The following is a 19209-nucleotide window of genomic DNA, read 5'->3' as shown; positions in this document are numbered from 1 at the left end:
AATTACGTACAATAAACCACGAGCCAAAAACTACGAACGTTATATGTTCACTGGAACCGATTCATACATCGCTACGCGCGAACTCAGCACGGCCGTTAACGCGGCCGTGCTGCTTCAAAAGCCTCTCCTGATCAAAGGGGAGCCCGGCACCGGCAAAACCCTGCTGGCGTTCGAAGTAGCCCGCTCGCTGGGGAAACCCCTGTACACCTGGCACGTAAAATCGACCACCTCGGCCCAGCAGGGGTTGTACGAGTACGATGCCGTTTCGCGGCTGCGCGACTCCCAACTTGCCGACCGGGGCCTCGATTCGGCCCGCATCAATGACCTCTCGAACTACATTCGCAAAGGAAAACTCTGGGAGGCCTTCGAGTCGGAAGAGCAGGCCGTGTTGCTGATCGACGAGATTGATAAGGCCGATATTGAATTTCCGAACGATCTGTTGCAGGAACTCGACCGGATGGAGTTTTACTGCTACGAATTGCAACGAACCATTTCGGCCCGGCACCGTCCGGTGGTGATTATCACGTCGAACAACGAGAAAGAGCTGCCCGATGCGTTTCTGCGCCGGTGTTTTTTCCACTATATCCGGTTTCCCGATCGCGAAACGATGGAGCAGATTGTGGCGGTTCATTTCCCCGATTTGCCCCAGGAGTTGCTAGCCAAAACGTTGTCGGTGTTTTACGCTATCCGCGACGTGAAAGCGCTCAAGAAAAAGCCCTCGACAAGTGAGCTGATCGACTGGGTGCGGTTGTTGCTGGCATCGGGTGTCACGCACGACGACCTCACCGACCTCGACACGCTCAATGAATTACCGCCTTACCTTGGGGCGCTGCTCAAAAATGAACAGGACTCTGACTTGCTGGGGGCATTGAAACGAAAGGGAACCCGACCGTATTGACAATTAACAACCAACAGTTAACAACGAATAGTGATCAGTAGGTTGTGTTGTACGCTCACTGCTTATTGTTTACTGCTCACTGTTGGTTGTTCGTTGTTCATTGTTGGTTGTTCACTGTTCGTTGTTGATTGTTCACTGTTCGTTGTTCGTTGTTACCATGTTTCTCGACTTCTTTCTGCTGCTTCGTCAACACCATCTGCCGGTTACGCTGCCAGAGTACCTGACGCTGCTTGAGGCCCTGCGGAGCGATGTGGCCGAGCCAACTATCGACGATTTTTACTTTCTGAGTAAAACGACTCTGGTTAAGCATGAGCAACACTTGGATCTGTTCGACCGGGTGTTTGGTCTGTTTGTGACGGGTCGGGAGTCGGTCGGGGCCGAGGGCCTGCCTGATATTCCGCCCGAATGGCTCCGCGATGCCATGCAGCGGTCTCTGAGCGACGAAGAAAAAGCGGCTCTGGAAGCTGCCGGGGGGCTCAATGCACTCTGGGAGCGCTTTCGAAAGTTGCTCGACGAACAGCAGGAGCGGCACGAAGGAGGCAACAAATGGATTGGAACGGGCGGAACTTCGCCCTTTGGGGTAGGGGGCTATTCGCCCGAAGGCTTCAAAACCGACAAAGGTGCCCCCGGCAAAGGGAGCGGGCGGGCGCTGAAAGTTTGGGAAGACCGGGCGTACAAAAACTACGCTGACGATATTGAACTGAATACCCGAAACCTCAAGATGGCCTTGCGCCGGTTGCGGATTCTGACCCGCGAAGGGGCCGAAAATGAACTGGACATCGACGGAACCATTGACCGAACAAGCCGCAACGCAGGTATGCTCGACATTCAGATGCAGCCTTCCCGCCAAAATCGGGTGAAAGTGCTGATGCTGTTTGATGTAGGCGGATCAATGGACGAGCATATCGACCTCTGCAATCAGTTATTTTCGGCGGCCCGCTACCAGTTTAAGCATTTGGAGTTTCTGTATTTTCATAACTGTGTGTACGAAACCCTCTGGAAAGACAATTCGCGCCGGAAAGACCGTATTCCAACCTGGGAGGTGCTCCACAAATATAACAAAGAGTACAAAGTCATTTTTGTGGGCGACGCCAGCATGTCGCCCTACGAGATTACGGCTCCCAAGGGTAGCGTAGAGCATTACAACGAAGAAGCGGGCCTGGTGTGGCTCAATCGGTTCAAGGAACAGTACCCTCATTTAGTGTGGCTCAACCCCATGATTCCGGCGTATTGGTCGTATACGCAAAGCATCGACATCATCCGGAAATGGTCGGGCAACCGGATGTTTCCGCTTACGCTCAACGGCCTGACCGGGGCCATGAAAAGCCTGAAAAATCCGAAAGTGACGTTTGATGTGTAGAGTGGTTTCTGGGCCTCCTACTGGCGAGACTTTATTTCGTTGATAAGTCGATTCCTGTAGATGAATTTGCTCGCAACGGAATAGATTAACCAGAGAATCAAGGCCGCAAAAAAGTAGCTGAACGAGTCTTTCATGATATAGAAGGCCAGGGCAATGGTCAGGGCGACAATGGAAAGACTGCCAATCAAATTTCTTGTGGCAAAGAACGTATTATTCAAAAGTTGTTCCTCAGTATACAGCTCATCTAATGTCATTTCGGAAAGTTTCTTTTTGGTTGCCATGGGGTAAAGTCAAGTAGGATGAAAGAGATTGGAACCCTGTAGATTAAGATTGCATTTATCTTATGGCATAGAAGAGGCCGACGGTCACTCCAAATTAAGCCAAAATAATCATTATCTTGCCCGAAAGGCCCAACCAGCAGTACAAAGTGCATCTCTTTTACCAGCCTGATTCCATTTCTCAACTGACCGAAGACGACTCCCGCCATGCCGTTAAAACCCTTCGGCTGGGTGCGGGCGATTCCATTGCCGTAACCAACGGGCGGGGCGCCCGCTTCGACGCCCAAATCACTAAAGCTGATGCCCGGCAGTGCGCCTTTCGCGTCCTCGACGAACAGTACACACCCGCCCGTCCTTTTTCAGTGCGTATTTGTGTGGCACCCACCAAAAACATCGACCGGATCGAGTGGTTTGTGGAGAAAGCCGTTGAACTGGGTATCGAACGAATCAGTTTCTTCTTCGGGCAACATTCCGAACGGCGGGTACTCAAACTGGAGCGGCTCGAAAAAATCGCCGTGGCCGCCATGAAGCAGTCGCTGCAAAGCTGGATGCCCCAGCTCGATGAGGCCCTGCCCCTCGAAAAGCTGCTGCCCACCATCACCGAGGGGCAACGGTTTATTGCCCACCTGCCCGTCAACACTCCGCCGGAACATTTATTCAAAAAAGCCACAATAAACGGTAGCTACACGGTGTTAATCGGACCGGAGGGAGACTTTGCCCCCACCGAGCTAATCATTGCCCAACAGGCTGGTTTTGAGAATGTAACTCTCGGCAACAACCGGCTTCGTACCGAAACCGCAGCCCTCGCGGCCTGTCAGATTCTAAACTTACTGAACGCATGAAACGAATCCTGCTTCCAGCCTTACTCATGCTGCATTGTGCCTTTTTCATTGTCCCGGCTCAGGCGCAGTATGCGTACAAAATTGCCAAACTGAAGTATAACGGCGGGGGCGACTGGTACGCCAACAAAACCTCGCTGCCAAACCTGATCAAGTTTGCCAACCAGAACCTGCGCATGAATATCTTTCCCGAAGAAGATATTGTGGAGGTAGGGAGCCCCGACCTGTTCAGCTACCCATTTGTGCACCTCACCGGGCACGGCAACGTGCTGTTTTCAACGGCCGAGGCTCAGAACCTGCGCCGGTATCTGATGTCGGGCGGTTTTTTACACATCGACGATAATTACGGTATGGACAAGTTTATCCGGCGTGAGATGAAAAAAGTTTTTCCGGAGCTGTCGTTTGTCGAGTTACCCTTCAATCACCCCATTTACAGCCAACGGTTCAAGTTTTCGACGGGTTTGCCCAAGATTCACGAGCATGATGGTAAGGCCCCACAAGGGTTTGGTTTGGTCTATCAGGGACGTTTAGTCTGTTTTTACAGTTATGAGTGTGACCTTGGCAACGGTTGGGAAGATCAGAGCGTTTATAACGACCCTGAACCCGTTCGGCAACAGGCACTTCGGATGGGGGCCAATCTGTTGCAATACGCGACAACGTCCAATTAGATCCGGCTTTAAACCGATTAGAGCGGGTATATTCAAGGTTTAATCGTATTTTTGTTTAAAATAAACGTTCAAAACAATTCCACTGTGGTTGCTATCGTCGCTTTTGTGGGGCATTGGTATCTGTCCCTGTTTTGCCAGACATTCTTTCTGCACCGCTATGCTGCCCATAAGATGTTCACCATGAGCAAATTCTGGGAGCGTTTCTTTTATTTCCTGACGTACGTCTCGCAAGGGTCGTCGTATTTGAGTCCGCGGGCTTACGCCGTGCTGCACCGGATGCACCACGCATTCAGCGACACGCCCAAAGACCCGCACTCTCCCCATCACACGAAGAACCTTCTGACGATGATGTGGAAAACCAAAAACATTTACAACGCTGTGCTGCACCGCACCCAGAAGGTGGAGCGTCAGTTTGACCGCAACTACCCGGAGTGGGCACTGATCGAGAAGGTGGGCGATTCGTGGATTTCGCGGGCTGGTTGGGGTATTGCCTACTCGCTGTTCTACATTTTCGCGTTCCTGTATCTGGATATGCACTGGGCCTTTTTCTTCCTGCTGCCTATTCACTTCCTGATGGGACCAATCCACGGTGCTATCGTAAACTGGAGCGGACACAAGTACGGTTACCAGAACTTCGACAACCACGATAAGTCGCGTAACTCGCTCATGCTGGATTTCCTGATGATGGGCGAGCTGTTCCAGAATAACCACCACAAGCGGCCCAACTCGGCCAACTTCGGAGCTAAGTGGTTCGAAATGGACCCCACGTATCCCGTTATCAAAGGCCTTGAGAAGCTGAAAATCATTAAGATGCGCCCGACCAAAGGGGCGTCGGAAGAATTTGAAACCGGCCACGAGCGTCGCATCGAAGAGCACGCATAAACCGGTCGGCGTACCGAACCCAAAAGCCCCGCTACCCTCCGTAGCGGGGCTTTTTGCTTAGGCTGGAGCTAAAACTGCGCTCGCAATAGCCTCGACTCGATTAATTAGCTGCCCCTCGGGTAGGGTAGGGAGGGCATCGAAATAAGTGTAACCCCAGCCAACGGCCGCAAACGGGATGCCTACAGCCAGCGCGGCTTCCCAATCGCGAAGCTCGTCGCCCACACATAGGGTTTGGTCTGGTGATACACCACTTTGCCGAACCACCTTGCTGAATGCTTTCGCCTTGCCAAAAATGGCGGTTCCGCAAACGTAATCGGTGATGGTTGCGGCACAATCTGGCCCCAGCACTCGCCGGATATTGGCTTCGGAGTTGGAGCTGACAATGGCCAGACGAACGCCCGCATGAGCCAGTTGTGTCAATAGTTCGGGAATGCCCTCGAACAACTGCACGTCGGTAATAGACCGAGCCATACGCCGACGAACGCTGTAGGCAATAAAAGGCACCTTCCACGGGGGAATCTCAAAATGGCGGATTAGTCCCCGGGCTCCCATTGTCCGTAGGGTATTCAGTTCGGTATCCAGAATCGGCCGGGTGCCATATTGCCCCGCTACGTCGTTGAACGTGCGCAAAAACAAGGCGAACGAATCGGCCAGGGTGCCGTCAAAATCGAAAATGACGAGTCGATACTTCATAACGGACAAGTTACAGGCAAACCGGGTGAAAATCGCGAAGGCCCTGCCCAATATGGCGTGTTGGCTGTAGTTGTTGTATAGCTTTGCACCGTACACCAGTGGCCCGTTGGGGCCAAGCAACCCCGAATGATTACCAAACCCCAATTAATTGCCCTCGACGCGGATGATACGCTGTGGGCCAACCAGCCCCATTTCGATCAGGCCGAAGCCGATCTCAAGGCGTTTCTGGCCCAGTACGGTACGCCTACCGAACTCGACGAGGCTCTGCGACAGGTGCAGATTGAAAACCTACCCCTGCTGGGCTACGGAGCCAAAGGGTTTACGCTTTCCATGATTGAGGTGGCCATCAAGCTGACGGAAGGGCAGGTGACGGGTGCGGCCATCCAGCAAATTATCGATCAGGGAAAAAAACTGCTGCGATTTCCGATTGAGTTGCTCGACGGTGTAGAAGAAGTGCTGGATGCCCTTACGCCCCAGTATTCGCTGATGCTCCTGACCAAGGGTGATTTGCTGGATCAGGAAAGCAAGCTGGCTCGCTCAGGAATTGGGGCCTATTTCAGTCATGTGGAGATTGTCAGTGAAAAAAACGAAGCCGCCTATCAGAAAATATTGGACCGGTATGGGTTGCAACCGGCCGAGTTTCTGATGATCGGTAACTCGCTCAAATCGGATATTTTGCCCGTGGCGGCTTTGGGGGGGCAGGCCATCTACATTCCCTACCATACCACCTGGCACATTGAGCAGGTCACCCCACCCGATACGGGTATCCAGTACCTCCAGCTCGATAGTCTGCGCGATTGCCTGCCGCTACTGCTAAGTGAATGAATAATGTAAAAGGCACATTCAGTACTGGACATTCGGACTTCAGACACTAGACCTTAGACTTGCTACCTCTATGTATGGAGGTCTAACGCCTAATGTCCAACATCTAATGTCCAGTACTGAGCTTAGTACATGTAAGCGGTTGGCTAATTGCGTTCGGGCAACTGCCGCAGAGGTATTATCTTGCATCCAAACTGAATCAACAATCTACACATAGTATGGAGTCGATCCTTCCACTTCCTGCCCAGGCCGTAAAGCCAGGCACCAGTACAGGCCAGCAGTTCTGGCACACCTCCGACAAAACAATTGATTCATATTCACCCGTCGACGGCAAACTCATGGCACGGGTGTACACCTCAACCCGCGCCGACTATGATCGGGTAGTCGAGACCGCCCGGCAGGCCTTTGAACAGTGGCGATTAGTGCCCGCCCCCCGCCGGGGCGAAATTGTCCGGCAAATGGGTGAGCAGTTCCGGCTCTACAAAACCGATCTGGGCAAGCTGGTAAGCTACGAAATGGGCAAATCGCTACAGGAAGGTCTGGGCGAAGTGCAGGAGATCATCGACATCTGCGACTTTGCCGTCGGGCTGTCGCGGCAACTGTACGGACTCACCATGCACTCCGAGCGCCCGGCCCACCGCATGTACGAGCAGTGGCACCCGCTGGGTGTGGTGGGCATCATCTCGGCGTTCAACTTTCCGGTGGCTGTTTGGTCGTGGAATGCCATGATTGCCCTGGTTTGCGGGGATGTGTGCGTCTGGAAACCGTCTGAAAAAACACCGCTCACCGCTCTGGCCTGCCAACAAATTATTGGTGATGTACTCCGTAATAACGATGTGCCCGAAGGGGTGTCGTGCCTGGTGACGGGTGGCCGCGATACAGGTGAGTGGCTCACCCGCGACCCGCGTGTGGCCTTGGTTTCTGCTACCGGAAGCACCCGAATGGGCCGGGCCGTAGGCGCTACCGTGGCCGAGCGTATGGGCCACTGCCTGCTCGAATTGGGCGGTAACAACGCCATTATTGTCTCACAGCACGCCGACCTGAATGTGGCTATTCCGGCTATTGTGTTCGGCGCGGTGGGTACGGCTGGTCAACGCTGTACGACCACCCGGCGGCTGATTGTGCACGAAACCGTGTATGAAGAAGTAAAAGCGCGGCTGGCGAAAGCCTACGGGCAGTTGCGCATTGGCAACCCGCTCGAAGAAACCAACCACGTGGGCCCCCTGATCGACAAGGCGGCAGTGGAAGGGTATCTGGCCGCAGTAGAGGCCGTAGGGCAGGCAGGTGGCCGGTTTGTGGTAGAGCCGGGCGTGCTGGAGGGCGAACCCTACACGTCGGGTTGCTACGTGCGCCCGTGCATTGCCGAAGCGCAAAACGACTGGGCCATTGTACAACACGAAACCTTCGCGCCTATTCTATACCTGATGAAATATCGGACCATCGATGAGGCCATTGCCCTGCAAAACGGGGTACCGCAGGGGCTTTCGTCATCAATTTTTACGCTCAATCTCCGCGAAGCCGAGCAATTCCTGTCGGCGGCCGGTTCCGACTGCGGCATTGCCAATGTGAACATCGGTACGTCGGGGGCTGAAATCGGGGGCGCGTTTGGGGGCGAAAAAGAAACAGGCGGAGGTCGCGAGTCGGGGTCCGATGCCTGGAAAGCCTACATGCGTCGGCAAACCAATACCATCAATTACGGTACGACACTGCCACTGGCGCAGGGTATCAAGTTTGATATTTGAGAGGAGTGTGAATCGATCAGGCCGGCACAATACCAGCCTGATCGATGGCAATAAGGTATGCTGTTTGTACTTACTTTTGCCCCAGAATTACCAGTAAAATTCCTTATACATCGAAATGTTAAACCTATGACTAATCTGTACAAAAGAGCTAATTGGCAGATCTTCCCGGTTGGGGTGTTCTGTCTGGCTCTACTGCTTTGTAGTAATGTGCTGGCACAAGGCATACGCTACACCATCAAAGGTCGAGTTACTGACAATGCTGGTCAGGCCATTCCCGGTGTAACGGTGCTGCTGCGTGGTACCCAACTTGGTACTACCTCCGTTGCCGATGGCTCTTACAACCTCGGCGTAACGGTTGCCCCGGGCTCCTACACGCTGGCGTTTACATCCATTGGCTACACGGGCCAGGATGTACCCGTTACGTTGGGTAATCAGGAAAATATTTCGGCTGATGCCACCCTGTCTGAAGTCAATCAGACCCTCGATGAGGTTATTGTGGCGGCTCAAACCATTTCGGGGCCACGTCGGCAGTTCGGTAATGCCATCAGCACCATCAAGGGGCAGGAGCTTACACAAACGGGTACGGGTGGGCTCATCAACTCGTTGCAGGGGCGTGTGCCGGGGGCTCAGATTACCCAAAACTCGGGCGATCCGGCCGGTGGCATCACCATTCGTCTGCGCGGAGTAAAGTCGCTGTCGGGTTCCTCAGACCCTCTCTATGTAATTGATGGTGTGATTGTCAGCAACGCCAGCGATAACGTATCGCAACAGGCAGTAGGTAATCAAATTGGCGGGGCCAATGCCGGACAGAACCGTTTGGCCGACCTTAACCCGGCCGATATTGCCAGCATCAACGTAGTAAATGGGGCGGCAGCGGCAGCGCAATACGGCTCGCGGGCTGCCAATGGTGTGGTGCTGATTACTACCAAGCGAGGGGCTACGGGAGCACCCCGCGTTTCGCTCACTACCAGCTTCAATGTAAATGAGCTGCGAAAAAGCGTACCTATTTCTACGTTCGGTAAGCAGTTTGGCTTTGCCGGACTGCGGCTGCACACGATCGGCGGTATCTCGGCAGCGCAGATCGCGGCTAACCCCGGTGTGACAACTACCGGAATTGTGCGCGATGGAGCCACGACTCAGTTGGCTACCAATCTTGTCGACGTAACCCGTTACAACTATTTCGACCAGATTTTCCGTACCGGCTATGGCACCGATAATACGCTGTCGGTATCGGGCGGAGCCAACACGACGAACTATTACGTTTCGTTTGGCTATCTGAACAATCAGGGGATTATTCGGGGAACCGACTTCCGGCGTTATAATTTCCGGGCCCGGCTCGATCAGCGGCTGACCAACTGGGCCAAGCTGTCGGCGGGTCTGAATTATGCCAACAGCTTCGCTAATGAGAAGGCTAACGGTAATGTGTTTTATAGCCCTATCAACTCGGTCAATATCACCAACAATATCTGGAACATTACCCAGCGCGACGCGGCTGGCAACTTACAGGCCGTTGAGCCTACGCGCGTGAACCCACTCTCGACTATCGAGGATATGCAGTTTACGCAGGCCGTAAACCGCACTATCAGCGATATGCAACTGAACCTGACGCCCATAAAAGGGATGAGCATCGACTGGATTGTGGGGGTCGACACATACGGGCAGTTTGGCCGTAACTACATCCGGCCTTATCCGTATCAGGCACAGGCTGGTTTGCCGCTCGAGCGGTATCCAAATGGGTATGCTGCTACGGCCAACAATAATGTGTTTTTGCTGAATAACGATATTACCGTTGGCTATGAGCGTAACCTGAGCAACGATCTGAAAATGAACCTGATTGCCGGGTATAATTACCAGTTTAGCCGTACCGACTTTACCCGCAACGAAGGGCAGAACCTGGCGCCCTTTATCGAGACGGTCAGTGGTGCGGCCAGTACAACGTTCCAGTTGGGGTACGGCCTCGACCGCTTTAGTCTGAGCGGGTATTTTGGGCAGGCGACCTTTGCCTACAAGAACCTCGCGTTTCTGACGGGCGCACTGCGTCGGGACGCTTCGTCTAAATTCTCGCCTTCCGAAACCAACCAGATTTACCCGAAAGTGAGCGGTTCGTTTGTCGTGTCGGATCTGGGTTTCTGGAAAGCCTCGTCGGGTATTGGCCGTGTCTGGAATGATCTGAAGGTTCGGGCCAGCTACGGTGAGTCGGGCAACTTGTCGGGTATCGGATCGTATAGCCGCTTCTGGCAGTTCCAGCCGGTGGCGTTCCTCGGTCGGAATACGATCATCCCATCGTCGACGCTCGCCAACCCTGCTGTTCGGCCTGAGCGCATGGCCGAACTGGAAGGGGGGCTGGATATGTCGTTCCTGAATAACCGCATCAACCTGAGCGCCACTGCCTATAATCAGCGGATTACCGACCTTGTGGTAAACCGGACTACGGCACCATCGTCGGGTGGAACGGGGATTATCAACAACGTGGGTAGCATGGAAAACAAAGGAATTGAACTGATGCTCAATGCGATGCCCGTCAAACGGAAAGACCTTTCGTGGGATGTAACATTGATTTTCAACCGCAACCGCAACAAAATTCTGGCCCTGGGTAGCCCACGTATTGAAATCGCTACTGTTTCGGGGGCACCCGTATTCCTGATCGAAGGACAGCCTGCCAGTGTATTTTTTGAGTTCCCGTACGCCCGCAATGCCGATGGTTCGTTGTTGTTGACACCGCAGGGCCTGCCTCAGCGTGAGCGTGGTACGCAGGGCACGGGTGCCGACCTTTCGTACACGCCCCAGCGTACGGCCGAAGGGCAGCCAACAGGCGCGTTTATCCGCAGTGTTATTGGTGACCCGAATCCGAGATGGACCGGCTCGTTTGCGTCGAACCTGACGTACAAGAAACTGTCGTTCCGGTTCATGCTCGATGCTGTGCAGGGTAATCAGGTATTCAACGCCGATAAGCGCACGCGCGAAAACGTCGGTATTGGTAAACTGGCTGAGCAGGAAATGCGCGGAACGTTGCAGCGTGGTTACATCTTCGCCATCGGGCCTATTGGTGAGTTCCGGGTTGACGATGGTTCGTTTGTGAAGCTCCGCGAGGTTGGATTGAGCTATGCGCTGCCGCGCTTGATCAAAGGGGTTAGCAACTGGAATGTATCGTTGGTTGGCCGAAACCTGATCTCGTGGGACAACTACAACGGTTTCGATCCAGAAACTAACTCGGGCGGTAACGCCGATCTGGTGCGGGGCGTCGACTTCGGCAACGTACCCATTCCGCGCACGTACCAACTCCAACTGACGGCAACGTTCTAATAATCCGTCATGGCTACGGGTAATGAATGACTACAAACGACATTCAACATGAAAAAATATATCATCCTGATCTCCCTGTTGGCGCTGACTGTGACTCAGAATGCCTGCCAGCAGGAGTTTTTGAATCCCAGCGCGGCCAGCGAGCAGCAGGTTATAAACTCACCCGACGGGCTGGTGACGCTCGTAAACGGGTTACAATTTCGCTACACTACCACCCGTGCCGGGGCTATCTACAACGCTGTGGCGGCCGGTGGTCTGACCACCCGCGAATTGCGCGTATTGAATGCCGGAAACACCGACGAGTTGTTTCTGGAGCAGGGATTGAATAGTGTGCAAGGCTCCAACGCTGTTGTGCGGAATCTCTGGACAAGCTGCCAGCTTACCCGCGCTAGTGCCGACATTGTGCTTACAAACGCCGACCGGGTCATTACCGATGCTGGCCTCAAATCAGGGGTGGTGGCCTACGCGTCGATTTTTAAGGCTCTTTCGCTCGGAACACTTGCGCAGTTTTTCCAGCAGGCTCCGGTGGCTACAGGCACCAATGCGCCCTTTGTACCGCGCGAGCAGTTGCTCCGGGAGGCCATTCAGCAGCTGGAAACGGCTGCTACGCTGGTGAGTAGTACGCCACCCTCCGCCAGTTTTCTGACCCGTATCCCGGCGGGCATTGACATTCCGAATACTATACAGGCATTGATTGCCCGTTATGCGTTGTTTGCCGGTGACTATGACAAGGCCATTGCAGCCGCAGGGCGGGTTAACCTGACGGTTCGGTCGTCGTTTTCATTTGACGAAAATGCCCGCAATCCGGTGTTTGAGACTGCCTTTGGCAATGTGAACGTGTTTGCGCCTACCAACACCAGTTTTGGTCTGACGGGAGCCCTTCAGCCCGATCCGTCAGACCGGCGGCTGACGTTCTATTTCCGTACGAACCCCACGGCTACGCAGAACCTCGGAACAGGCTTTTATACCTCAAACAGTACAGCTATCCCGGTTTATCTGCCCGGTGAGATACTACTGATCCGGGCCGAAGCGTTTGCCCGTAAAAATGATTTGACCAACGCCGTAACCGAACTGAACCGGGTACTTACCAAAACTCCTGCTCAGGATGCATGGGGTGTAGGCGCTGGTTTACCGGCGTATGCCGGAGCCAATACGGCTAACGCGATCTTGCAGGAGATTTACCGAAACCGGCAGATTGAGCTGGCTTTTCAGGGTTTCCGGCTTGAAGACAGCCGCCGGTTTGGCCGCTCCGGGCCCGATACAACCCCTCAGGCAAATGCCGAACGGACACGTAATTTCATGCCCTATCCGTTTACAGAGCGAGATAATAACACGAATACGCCGTCGACCGATCCAAATTAATTGGTTTGAATGAGTGTTTGTTCGTGCGTAATAGGGGCGTTGCCGAATCAAATAAGATTTCGGCAACGCCCCTAAATGGTTAAAAACGGCTTGCCTGTCTCTGATTACAATAATGATTATCGTATATATTTGACTTGTATTATATAAATGCTGTATTGTTGTATTATGGCAGCTTCTCCTGATACAACATGGTCCTCAACACAAATCACTACGGGCCTGTGCCGCCCAATTGGCACCGGGCTTCAATCGAAACGGAACTCGAATTACCGTTTTTTGTCAGCTCTATTCCGGCCGGGTTCCCCAGCCCCGCCGACGACTATATCGACCTCAAACTTGATCTGAACAAACTCGTGGTGGCCAATCCTATGGCTACCTATTACGTGCGGGTTTCGGGCGATTCGATGATTGACGATGATATTCACGATGGCAATATCCTGGTGGTCGACCGGTCATTAACGGCTCAGCCGGGCGATGTGGTCATTTGCTGCGTAGATGGCGAATTTACCGTGAAGCGGTGGCAGCGGGCCGGCCGAATGATCGTGCTTTTGCCATCAAATCCCGACTATGAACCCCAGTACGTTCATCCCGGCCAGAAATTTGAAATCTGGGGGGTAGTCACGTTCTCCATTCGTAACCTCCGGCGCCGGGGCAACGGCTAACCTATGTACGCACTCGTCGACTGCAACTCGTTTTACGCATCCTGCGAACGCGTATTCAACCCTAAACTCGACAGTCGGCCGGTGGTGGTATTGAGCAACAACGATGGTTGTGTAATTGCCCGTTCAGACGAGGCCAAAGCCCTGGGTATAGCTATGGGGGCGCCGTTTTTTCAGATACAGTCCCTTGTTAAACAGCACGATGTTGCCGTTTACAGCAGCAATTATGCCCTGTACGGTGATATGTCGGACCGGGTGATGCAAACCCTGGCGCATTTTGTGGCCGAGGTTGAGGTGTACTCAATCGACGAGGCTTTTCTGAACCTGTCGGGCTATGAACGGACTCACCCCGATTTGGCGCAGTTTGCCCGACAGTTGCGGCAAACCGTAAAACAGTGGACGGGCATACCGGTATCCATCGGGATTGGCCCCACCCGTACACTGGCCAAACTGGCTAACCGATGGGCTAAGCAACAGAAAATACCCGGTGGCGTGTGCTGGCTCCAGGAACCGGAGCAGATTACGCCCGTGCTCGATGCCTTTGCCGTGGGCAATGTGTGGGGGATTGGTCGGCAGTACGGCAAACTAATGGAGCAGCACGGAATTCGGACGGCAGGTGACTTAACCCGCCAAACCGACGACTGGGTCCGCCGAAGCATGACGGTCGATGGACTCCGGCTTGTGATGGAGTTGCGCGGGGTATCGTGCCGGGAACCTGAGAATCTGCTGGGTAGTGCGCATGACCCCAAAAAAGCGATTGCCTGTTCGCGTAGTTTTGGCAAGCCTACCAACGAATACGAAATACTGTCGGAAGCCGTTGCGACGTTTGTGGGGCGGGTGGGGCGCAAACTACGCGCGCAGCAGTCGGCGGCCAATTTACTCACGGTCTTTATCCGTACCAACAAACACCGGCCCGATTTACCGCAGCAGCAGGCCTACCGTACCATCACGTTGCCAGTAGCCACCAACCACACGCCCGACCTGCTTGAACCGGCTTTGTACTTGCTTAAATCACTTTGGCTGTCCGGACATCGATACATGAAAGCGGGCGTGATGGTATCGGGGCTGGTGCCCGAAGGCAATTGCCAAACCGACCTGTTTGCCCTTCCACCCGACCCCCGCAAGGCCCGGCTGATGACCCTGATGGACGAACTGAATGGTGCAATGGGTCTCGAAACGGTTCGGCTGGCGGCTGAGGGACCAACCGTGAGGTCAGGTAAAGCCCGCTGGGATGGACGACACGATCATCTGTCGGCGCAATTTACCACCCGCTGGAGCGATCTGCTAACGGTGTAGTTTGGGGTTTATATGGGTCAGTTCAAGATCAATTACCCCTTGCTCAATGAGGCAGGAAACTGAAGGTTCGGTTCTGGTAGTATGGACGTTTGAGCAAAGCCTCCATGCCCGCAAACGATTGGTACGGGCCGCTGGCAATAAGGGTATTAGCGAGCCAGATCGGAAAATCGCCACCGGGGTCAACCTGAAACAGGTACTCGATGCGCATCCGTTGGGGGGTAATCTGCTGAACTGTCCATAGCGATCGCCAATGCGGGATTCTGACCACGCCCTTGCGTTCGGGTACCATACCCGACACGTTGTTGGCCCGGATGTGCAGGGTGTGGGTGGCCGGGTCCATCTGAAACGTCATGTGCATAACCAAATCCCGGTTTGAGGTGGGCCAGGGCATGTCGGTTTCGTTGTAATAGTAAAACTCGTGGTCGTTGATGCGCTTGATCAGGTACGCCTGTTCCACCCGAAATACGGCTTCTTTGTAGTGGTCAATATCGGAGATAAAGGCCACCAGTTGGGCCATTGTGCCATTGAGTTCGCAATTGACCTTAATCTCTTTCCGCCGACTACCCGGCATTGGTCGTGAGTACACCCGGATTCCGTTTTTGTCTTTTTCGAGCTTCCAGTGGTCGGTTTGCAGGGGCGTAGTAACCGATGTTTTCGCTGGTGGGTTTGCCAGAAACAGGGTGCTCAAAAACAAGGCATTCAACACAAAGAGGGGCATCGGTTAAGCGGGTTTTTGTTGAAAGATAAGTAAGCCGGACCTGAAAGCCAAAACGGCCTGAGGATAACCCCAGGCCGTTTTCGGAACCGTTGGATAACGGATTTGTTTACATACTTGATCCAATAAACTCAACCGTGTCGACGGCAAAGAGGGGCTTCTGCTTGGCATCGGGGTTCACCAATACAAAGTACAGCTTGTGCATGCCGTCGGGGGCCTTGGTGAGCGGTACCGAAACAGCACCGATCGAACCTGGTTTCACCACCGCCGAACCGAGAAGCTGACCCGTTTCGGAACCTAACCGAACTTCGAGTTTGCCACCAGCCAGGCGCTCATCACCCGCAACAGCCGCTACGTTGAGGGCGCTGATACCAGTCAGGTCGATGTCGTTGAAGTGGAAATGGCTACCCGATTGCGTGCCGATGGCCACTTCCGTTTTGGTGCCGGGCAGCTCAAACTTCATCATGTTGCGGCCACCGTCGTACTGGCTGGCTTTCAGGCGCGGGCTGCGCAGAGCTACGGTTGTGCTACCCGTGAGCGGACCTACCGAGCCATTGCCTTTGTCGGTGTACGAGGCTGTGAAAACGTACGAGCCGGGTTTTTTCTGCGGAGCCATTACGTAAGCACCTTTTACGGGTTGCCGCTGCACGGCCTTGCTATCGCCCAGCGACAGAATGTACCGAACCATGTCTTTGGCTTCGTCTTCTTTCAGTTGCGGGTGGGCGCTCATGGCCTGCTCACCCCACACACCACCACCACCGGTGATAACCTTGCGGGCCAGCTTGTTCAGGGCTGAGTTGTCTTTCCGGTATTTGTCGGCTACTTCGGTATAAGCAGGTCCAATCGATTTCTTATCGATGGCATGGCACGACTTACAATCGCTCAGTTCGATCAAACGACGGCCTGTTGAGAAGCCTGTGTTGGCCTGGTGGCCCTGGGCGAGCATCGTCTTGTCGAAACCTTCGAGGTAATTGATGGTCATGGTCACATCGTCAGCGCTGATTTTGCCACCTTTGAGGGTACCATCTTCCTTATCGGCCACCTCTACCTCGTATTCAACGGGGCGGTTTTCGAAGTAGAACGTCTTGTTACCTTTCACAGCGAGTGCTACTGTAGGCTCTTCGTTACCTACCTTGATTTCGAGGTTACGGCTGGTTGCGTTACCGGCTGCGTCGGTTACTTTGAGCGTAGCCTGATACACGCCTGGCTTGGCGTACGTAAAGCTTGGGTTAGCCTGCGTGCTCTTGGGGAGTCCTTTGCCAAACGTCCACTCATACTTGAGCGCATCGCCGTCGTAGTCCATCGTGCCTTTCGAATCAAAGGCCACTTTCAGCGGAGCCGCGCCTACTTTTTTGCTTGCCGAGGCCATCACAACGGGTTTCCGGTTGCCGGCATTGTACGTAATGCGGGTCAGGCGGGCGTCGTCGTTCTGAGCAAACCAGCGCGTACCGTACTCGAGTACGTACAGCGAGCCATCATTGGCAAACTGCATATCGATGGGGTGCGAGAACTTGGTGCCCGGCATAAACCGCTCCATTTTCACGAAATCGCCCTCTTTGGTCATCGTCACCGGGTTAATCCAGTCGCGCATCCAGTCGTACGCGAAGAATTTACCATCGTAATGACGGGGGAACTTCACGGCCGTTTCTGGATAGTCATCGTAGTAGTACACCGGTCCGCCCATAGCGTTACGACCACCTTTGCCCACAATTGAGCCAAACTCAGGCGAGTCGGCGTAGGGGTAGTAGATAAAGGCTTTCTGAGCGGGGGGCAGCTCGCGCAGTCCCGTAATGTTGCGTGAGTAGTTGATCGGCTTGGCCGGGTCGTTGGCCGGGCCGCTTGTGCTGTCGGCAAAATTATACTGCCGATAGGGGCGGTTGTCGGCCACGAACAAAGGCCAGCCAAAGTACCCTGCTTTCCGGGCCTGATTAATCTCGTCGTGCCCACGGGGGCCACGTTTCTCACTGTTTTCACCGGCATCGGGGCCTACTTCGCCCCAGTACAGGAATCCCGTGCGCTGATCCACCGAAATCCGGTAGGGGTTCCGGTTGCCCATCACGTAAATTTCGGGGCGGGCACCGGGGGTTCCTTTCGGAAACAGGTTGCCTTCGGGGATGTCGTAACCACCTTCGGGGCGGGGCTTAATCCGCAGAATTTTACCGCGCAGGTCGTTCGTATTACTCGACGAGGTCAGGGCGTTGTATTTCTTGCGGTCGGGGCGGTCGTCGCTCGGCGAGAAACCATTCGAGTAAAACGGGTTGGTATTGTCGCCGGTCGAGAGGTACAGGTTGCCCTGACGGTCCCAGGCAATAGAACCACCGGTATGGCAGCAATCGTCTTTGTCGTACGTACGGTGCTCAGTTACGGTGAGCAGAATTTGCTCGGTGTTCAGGAGCAGCTCATCTTTTGCATCGTCCCACTTCATCCGCACAAGCCGGTTGTTGGAGTCGGGCTTCATGGCAGAATAGTACAGGTACACCCACTTGTTCTCGTTGAATTTAGGGTCGATGTTAACCCCCATCAGGCCGTACTCCCGGTCGAAGTGAACCGGCAGATTGGTTACCAGCTTCGTGGTTTTGGTTTTGGGGTTGTAGAGTTTAACCGCTCCTTTACGCTCGGTAAACAAAACCTTTCCGCTGTTCATCACCACCAGTTCGGTAGGCTCGTCGAGCTTCTCGGCCAGCACCTCTTGGTTGAATCGGTTTTCTTCGGGGTAGGGCATGGTTTTGGCCGCGCTGTATTTCAGCTGCTTCGCCATGGCCCATTTCATACCGCCCAGCAGGTTTTGCAGGAACACCGGGTTGGTGTAGGTTTCGTCGGGGTGGCCAAAGTTGGTATAGAACGCCTTGCCACCGTCGTACTCATGATACCAGATCATGGGGTGGTCGGCGCCCATTTTGCCATCCTTGTAGGTGGTCTCGTCGATCTTGACGAGTACGTTTACGTCTTTGTTGAAATTTTTAAAGTCGTAAAACTCGTCTTTAATCTTCCAGCGCTCGGGGAATCCAAACATCGACGGGTGCTCTTTATTCACCACGTAAGCCTCCCCAGTTTGCACGTTGGGGTTGCCGGGGTGGCTGGCAAACTGACCACCTGCGAGTTTGGTGTACCACGGCCAGTTGTACTCGGTATCGGTGGCTGCGTGGATACCCACATATCCCCCGCCGGCCTGAATGTACCGCTCGAAAGCGGCCTGTTGCGCATCATCGAGCACGTCGCCGGTGGTGCTCAGAAACAAGACCAGACCATACCGCTTGAGGTTGGTCTCGGTAAACTTACCTGCATCTTCGGTCGTGTCGACGGCAAAGCCGTTTTCCTGTCCCAGCTTCATCAGCGCACGCTGACCGGCCGGAATCGACGAGTGCCGGAAGCCCTTGGTCTTGGAGAATACCAGCACCCGGTTGAGGGCCGGGGCAGCTTGTTGCGCCCAGCTGACCGTAGTGGCCATCAGGCATCCGGCCAGAAGCGCCGACCGCCAGGGGCGAAAGGATTTAAACATAGATTATAAAACGTAGAAAGTGCAAACTCAGAATTATATTCTTAAAACGCCGAAACCGACAAATTATAACCATCAAAGATACAAGAGGAAAAAATACATAGTACGGGGTATCCGACGAAAGTTGTGTGTTGTGGCTGCGGATAAAGCCCATGAACGATTCGTACCTTTTGGGAAGAATAGATACAAAAAAACGAAC

The 19209-nt window shown here is 54.0% G+C and carries 15 protein-coding genes; 11 read left to right on the top strand and 4 right to left on the bottom strand.

Annotated features, from left to right (window positions below; genetic code table 11):
- Positions 1 to 43 precede the first annotated feature (43 nt).
- Positions 44 to 898, top strand: coding sequence for an AAA family ATPase (locus RUDLU_RS0104465; protein WP_019987155.1), 855 nt, complete (start codon positions 44 to 46; stop codon positions 896 to 898).
- Positions 899 to 1055: 157 nt separating this feature from the next.
- Complete coding sequence (locus tag RUDLU_RS0104460; RefSeq protein WP_019987154.1) at positions 1056 to 2258, top strand: vWA domain-containing protein; 1203 nt, start codon at positions 1056 to 1058, stop codon at positions 2256 to 2258.
- Between the two features lie 17 nt (positions 2259 to 2275).
- Here RUDLU_RS0104460 and RUDLU_RS0104455 read toward each other — a convergent pair whose 3' ends face one another.
- Positions 2276 to 2539: a hypothetical protein gene (locus RUDLU_RS0104455; RefSeq protein ID WP_019987153.1), complete on the bottom strand. Its 264-nt coding sequence runs from the start codon at positions 2537 to 2539 to the stop codon at positions 2276 to 2278.
- Positions 2540 to 2685: 146 nt separating this feature from the next.
- Between RUDLU_RS0104455 and RUDLU_RS0104450 the strand changes: the two genes are divergently transcribed.
- The 3 genes from RUDLU_RS0104450 (at position 2686) to RUDLU_RS0104440 (ending at position 4925) form a co-directional block, all read left to right on the top strand.
- Complete coding sequence (locus RUDLU_RS0104450; protein ID WP_027302756.1) at positions 2686 to 3378, top strand: RsmE family RNA methyltransferase; 693 nt, start codon at positions 2686 to 2688, stop codon at positions 3376 to 3378.
- Positions 3375 to 4043 carry a DUF4159 domain-containing protein gene (locus RUDLU_RS0104445; protein WP_019987151.1) on the top strand — a complete coding sequence of 223 codons (669 nt, stop codon included), beginning with the start codon at positions 3375 to 3377 and terminating at the stop codon, positions 4041 to 4043. The genes RUDLU_RS0104450 and RUDLU_RS0104445 overlap by 4 nt, the downstream gene beginning before the upstream one ends.
- An 84-nt stretch (positions 4044 to 4127) precedes the next feature.
- Positions 4128 to 4925, top strand: a complete 798-nt coding sequence (locus RUDLU_RS0104440; protein ID WP_019987150.1) for an acyl-CoA desaturase — start codon at positions 4128 to 4130, stop codon at positions 4923 to 4925.
- Between the two features lie 57 nt (positions 4926 to 4982).
- Here the strand turns inward: RUDLU_RS0104440 and RUDLU_RS0104435 are convergent, their stop codons facing one another.
- On the bottom strand, positions 4983 to 5618 hold the full coding sequence (locus RUDLU_RS0104435) for an HAD hydrolase-like protein (RefSeq protein ID WP_044129353.1): 636 nt from the start codon (positions 5616 to 5618) through the stop codon (positions 4983 to 4985).
- Positions 5619 to 5744: 126 nt separating this feature from the next.
- Between RUDLU_RS0104435 and RUDLU_RS0104430 the strand changes: the two genes are divergently transcribed.
- The 6 genes from RUDLU_RS0104430 (at position 5745) to RUDLU_RS0104405 (ending at position 14799) form a co-directional block, all read left to right on the top strand.
- On the top strand, positions 5745 to 6443 hold the full coding sequence (locus tag RUDLU_RS0104430) for an HAD family hydrolase (protein ID WP_019987148.1): 699 nt from the start codon (positions 5745 to 5747) through the stop codon (positions 6441 to 6443).
- Positions 6444 to 6658: 215 nt separating this feature from the next.
- Positions 6659 to 8182, top strand: a complete 1524-nt coding sequence (gene amaB, locus RUDLU_RS0104425; protein WP_019987147.1) for an L-piperidine-6-carboxylate dehydrogenase — start codon at positions 6659 to 6661, stop codon at positions 8180 to 8182.
- Between the two features lie 126 nt (positions 8183 to 8308).
- A complete protein-coding gene (locus RUDLU_RS0104420; protein ID WP_019987146.1) occupies positions 8309 to 11485 on the top strand; it encodes a SusC/RagA family TonB-linked outer membrane protein in 3177 nt (1058 codons plus the stop codon).
- Between the two features lie 48 nt (positions 11486 to 11533).
- Positions 11534 to 12847, top strand: coding sequence for a RagB/SusD family nutrient uptake outer membrane protein (locus RUDLU_RS0104415; protein WP_019987145.1), 1314 nt, complete (start codon positions 11534 to 11536; stop codon positions 12845 to 12847).
- 188 nt (positions 12848 to 13035) lie between these two features.
- The gene (locus RUDLU_RS0104410; RefSeq protein WP_019987144.1) at positions 13036 to 13506 is read left to right on the top strand and encodes a LexA family protein; all 471 of its coding nucleotides are present in this window, start codon (positions 13036 to 13038) and stop codon (positions 13504 to 13506) included.
- Between the two features lie 3 nt (positions 13507 to 13509).
- Entirely contained in the window at positions 13510 to 14799 is a 1290-nt protein-coding gene (locus RUDLU_RS0104405) for a Y-family DNA polymerase (protein WP_019987143.1), read from the top strand.
- 43 nt (positions 14800 to 14842) lie between these two features.
- On the opposite strand, the gene RUDLU_RS0104400 is transcribed toward RUDLU_RS0104405, so the two are convergent.
- Positions 14843 to 15517, bottom strand: a complete 675-nt coding sequence (locus RUDLU_RS0104400) for an START domain-containing protein (protein WP_019987142.1) — start codon at positions 15515 to 15517, stop codon at positions 14843 to 14845.
- A 106-nt stretch (positions 15518 to 15623) separates the two neighbouring features.
- The gene (locus tag RUDLU_RS0104395; protein WP_019987141.1) at positions 15624 to 19013 is read right to left on the bottom strand and encodes a ThuA domain-containing protein; all 3390 of its coding nucleotides are present in this window, start codon (positions 19011 to 19013) and stop codon (positions 15624 to 15626) included.
- Between the last annotated feature and the right edge of the window lie 196 nt (positions 19014 to 19209).

The sequence above is a fragment of the Rudanella lutea DSM 19387 genome (assembly GCF_000383955.1).
In the GTDB taxonomy this organism is placed as follows: Bacteria; Bacteroidota; Bacteroidia; order Cytophagales; family Spirosomataceae; genus Rudanella; species Rudanella lutea.
This window is presented reverse-complemented; position numbering and strand designations above follow the sequence as displayed.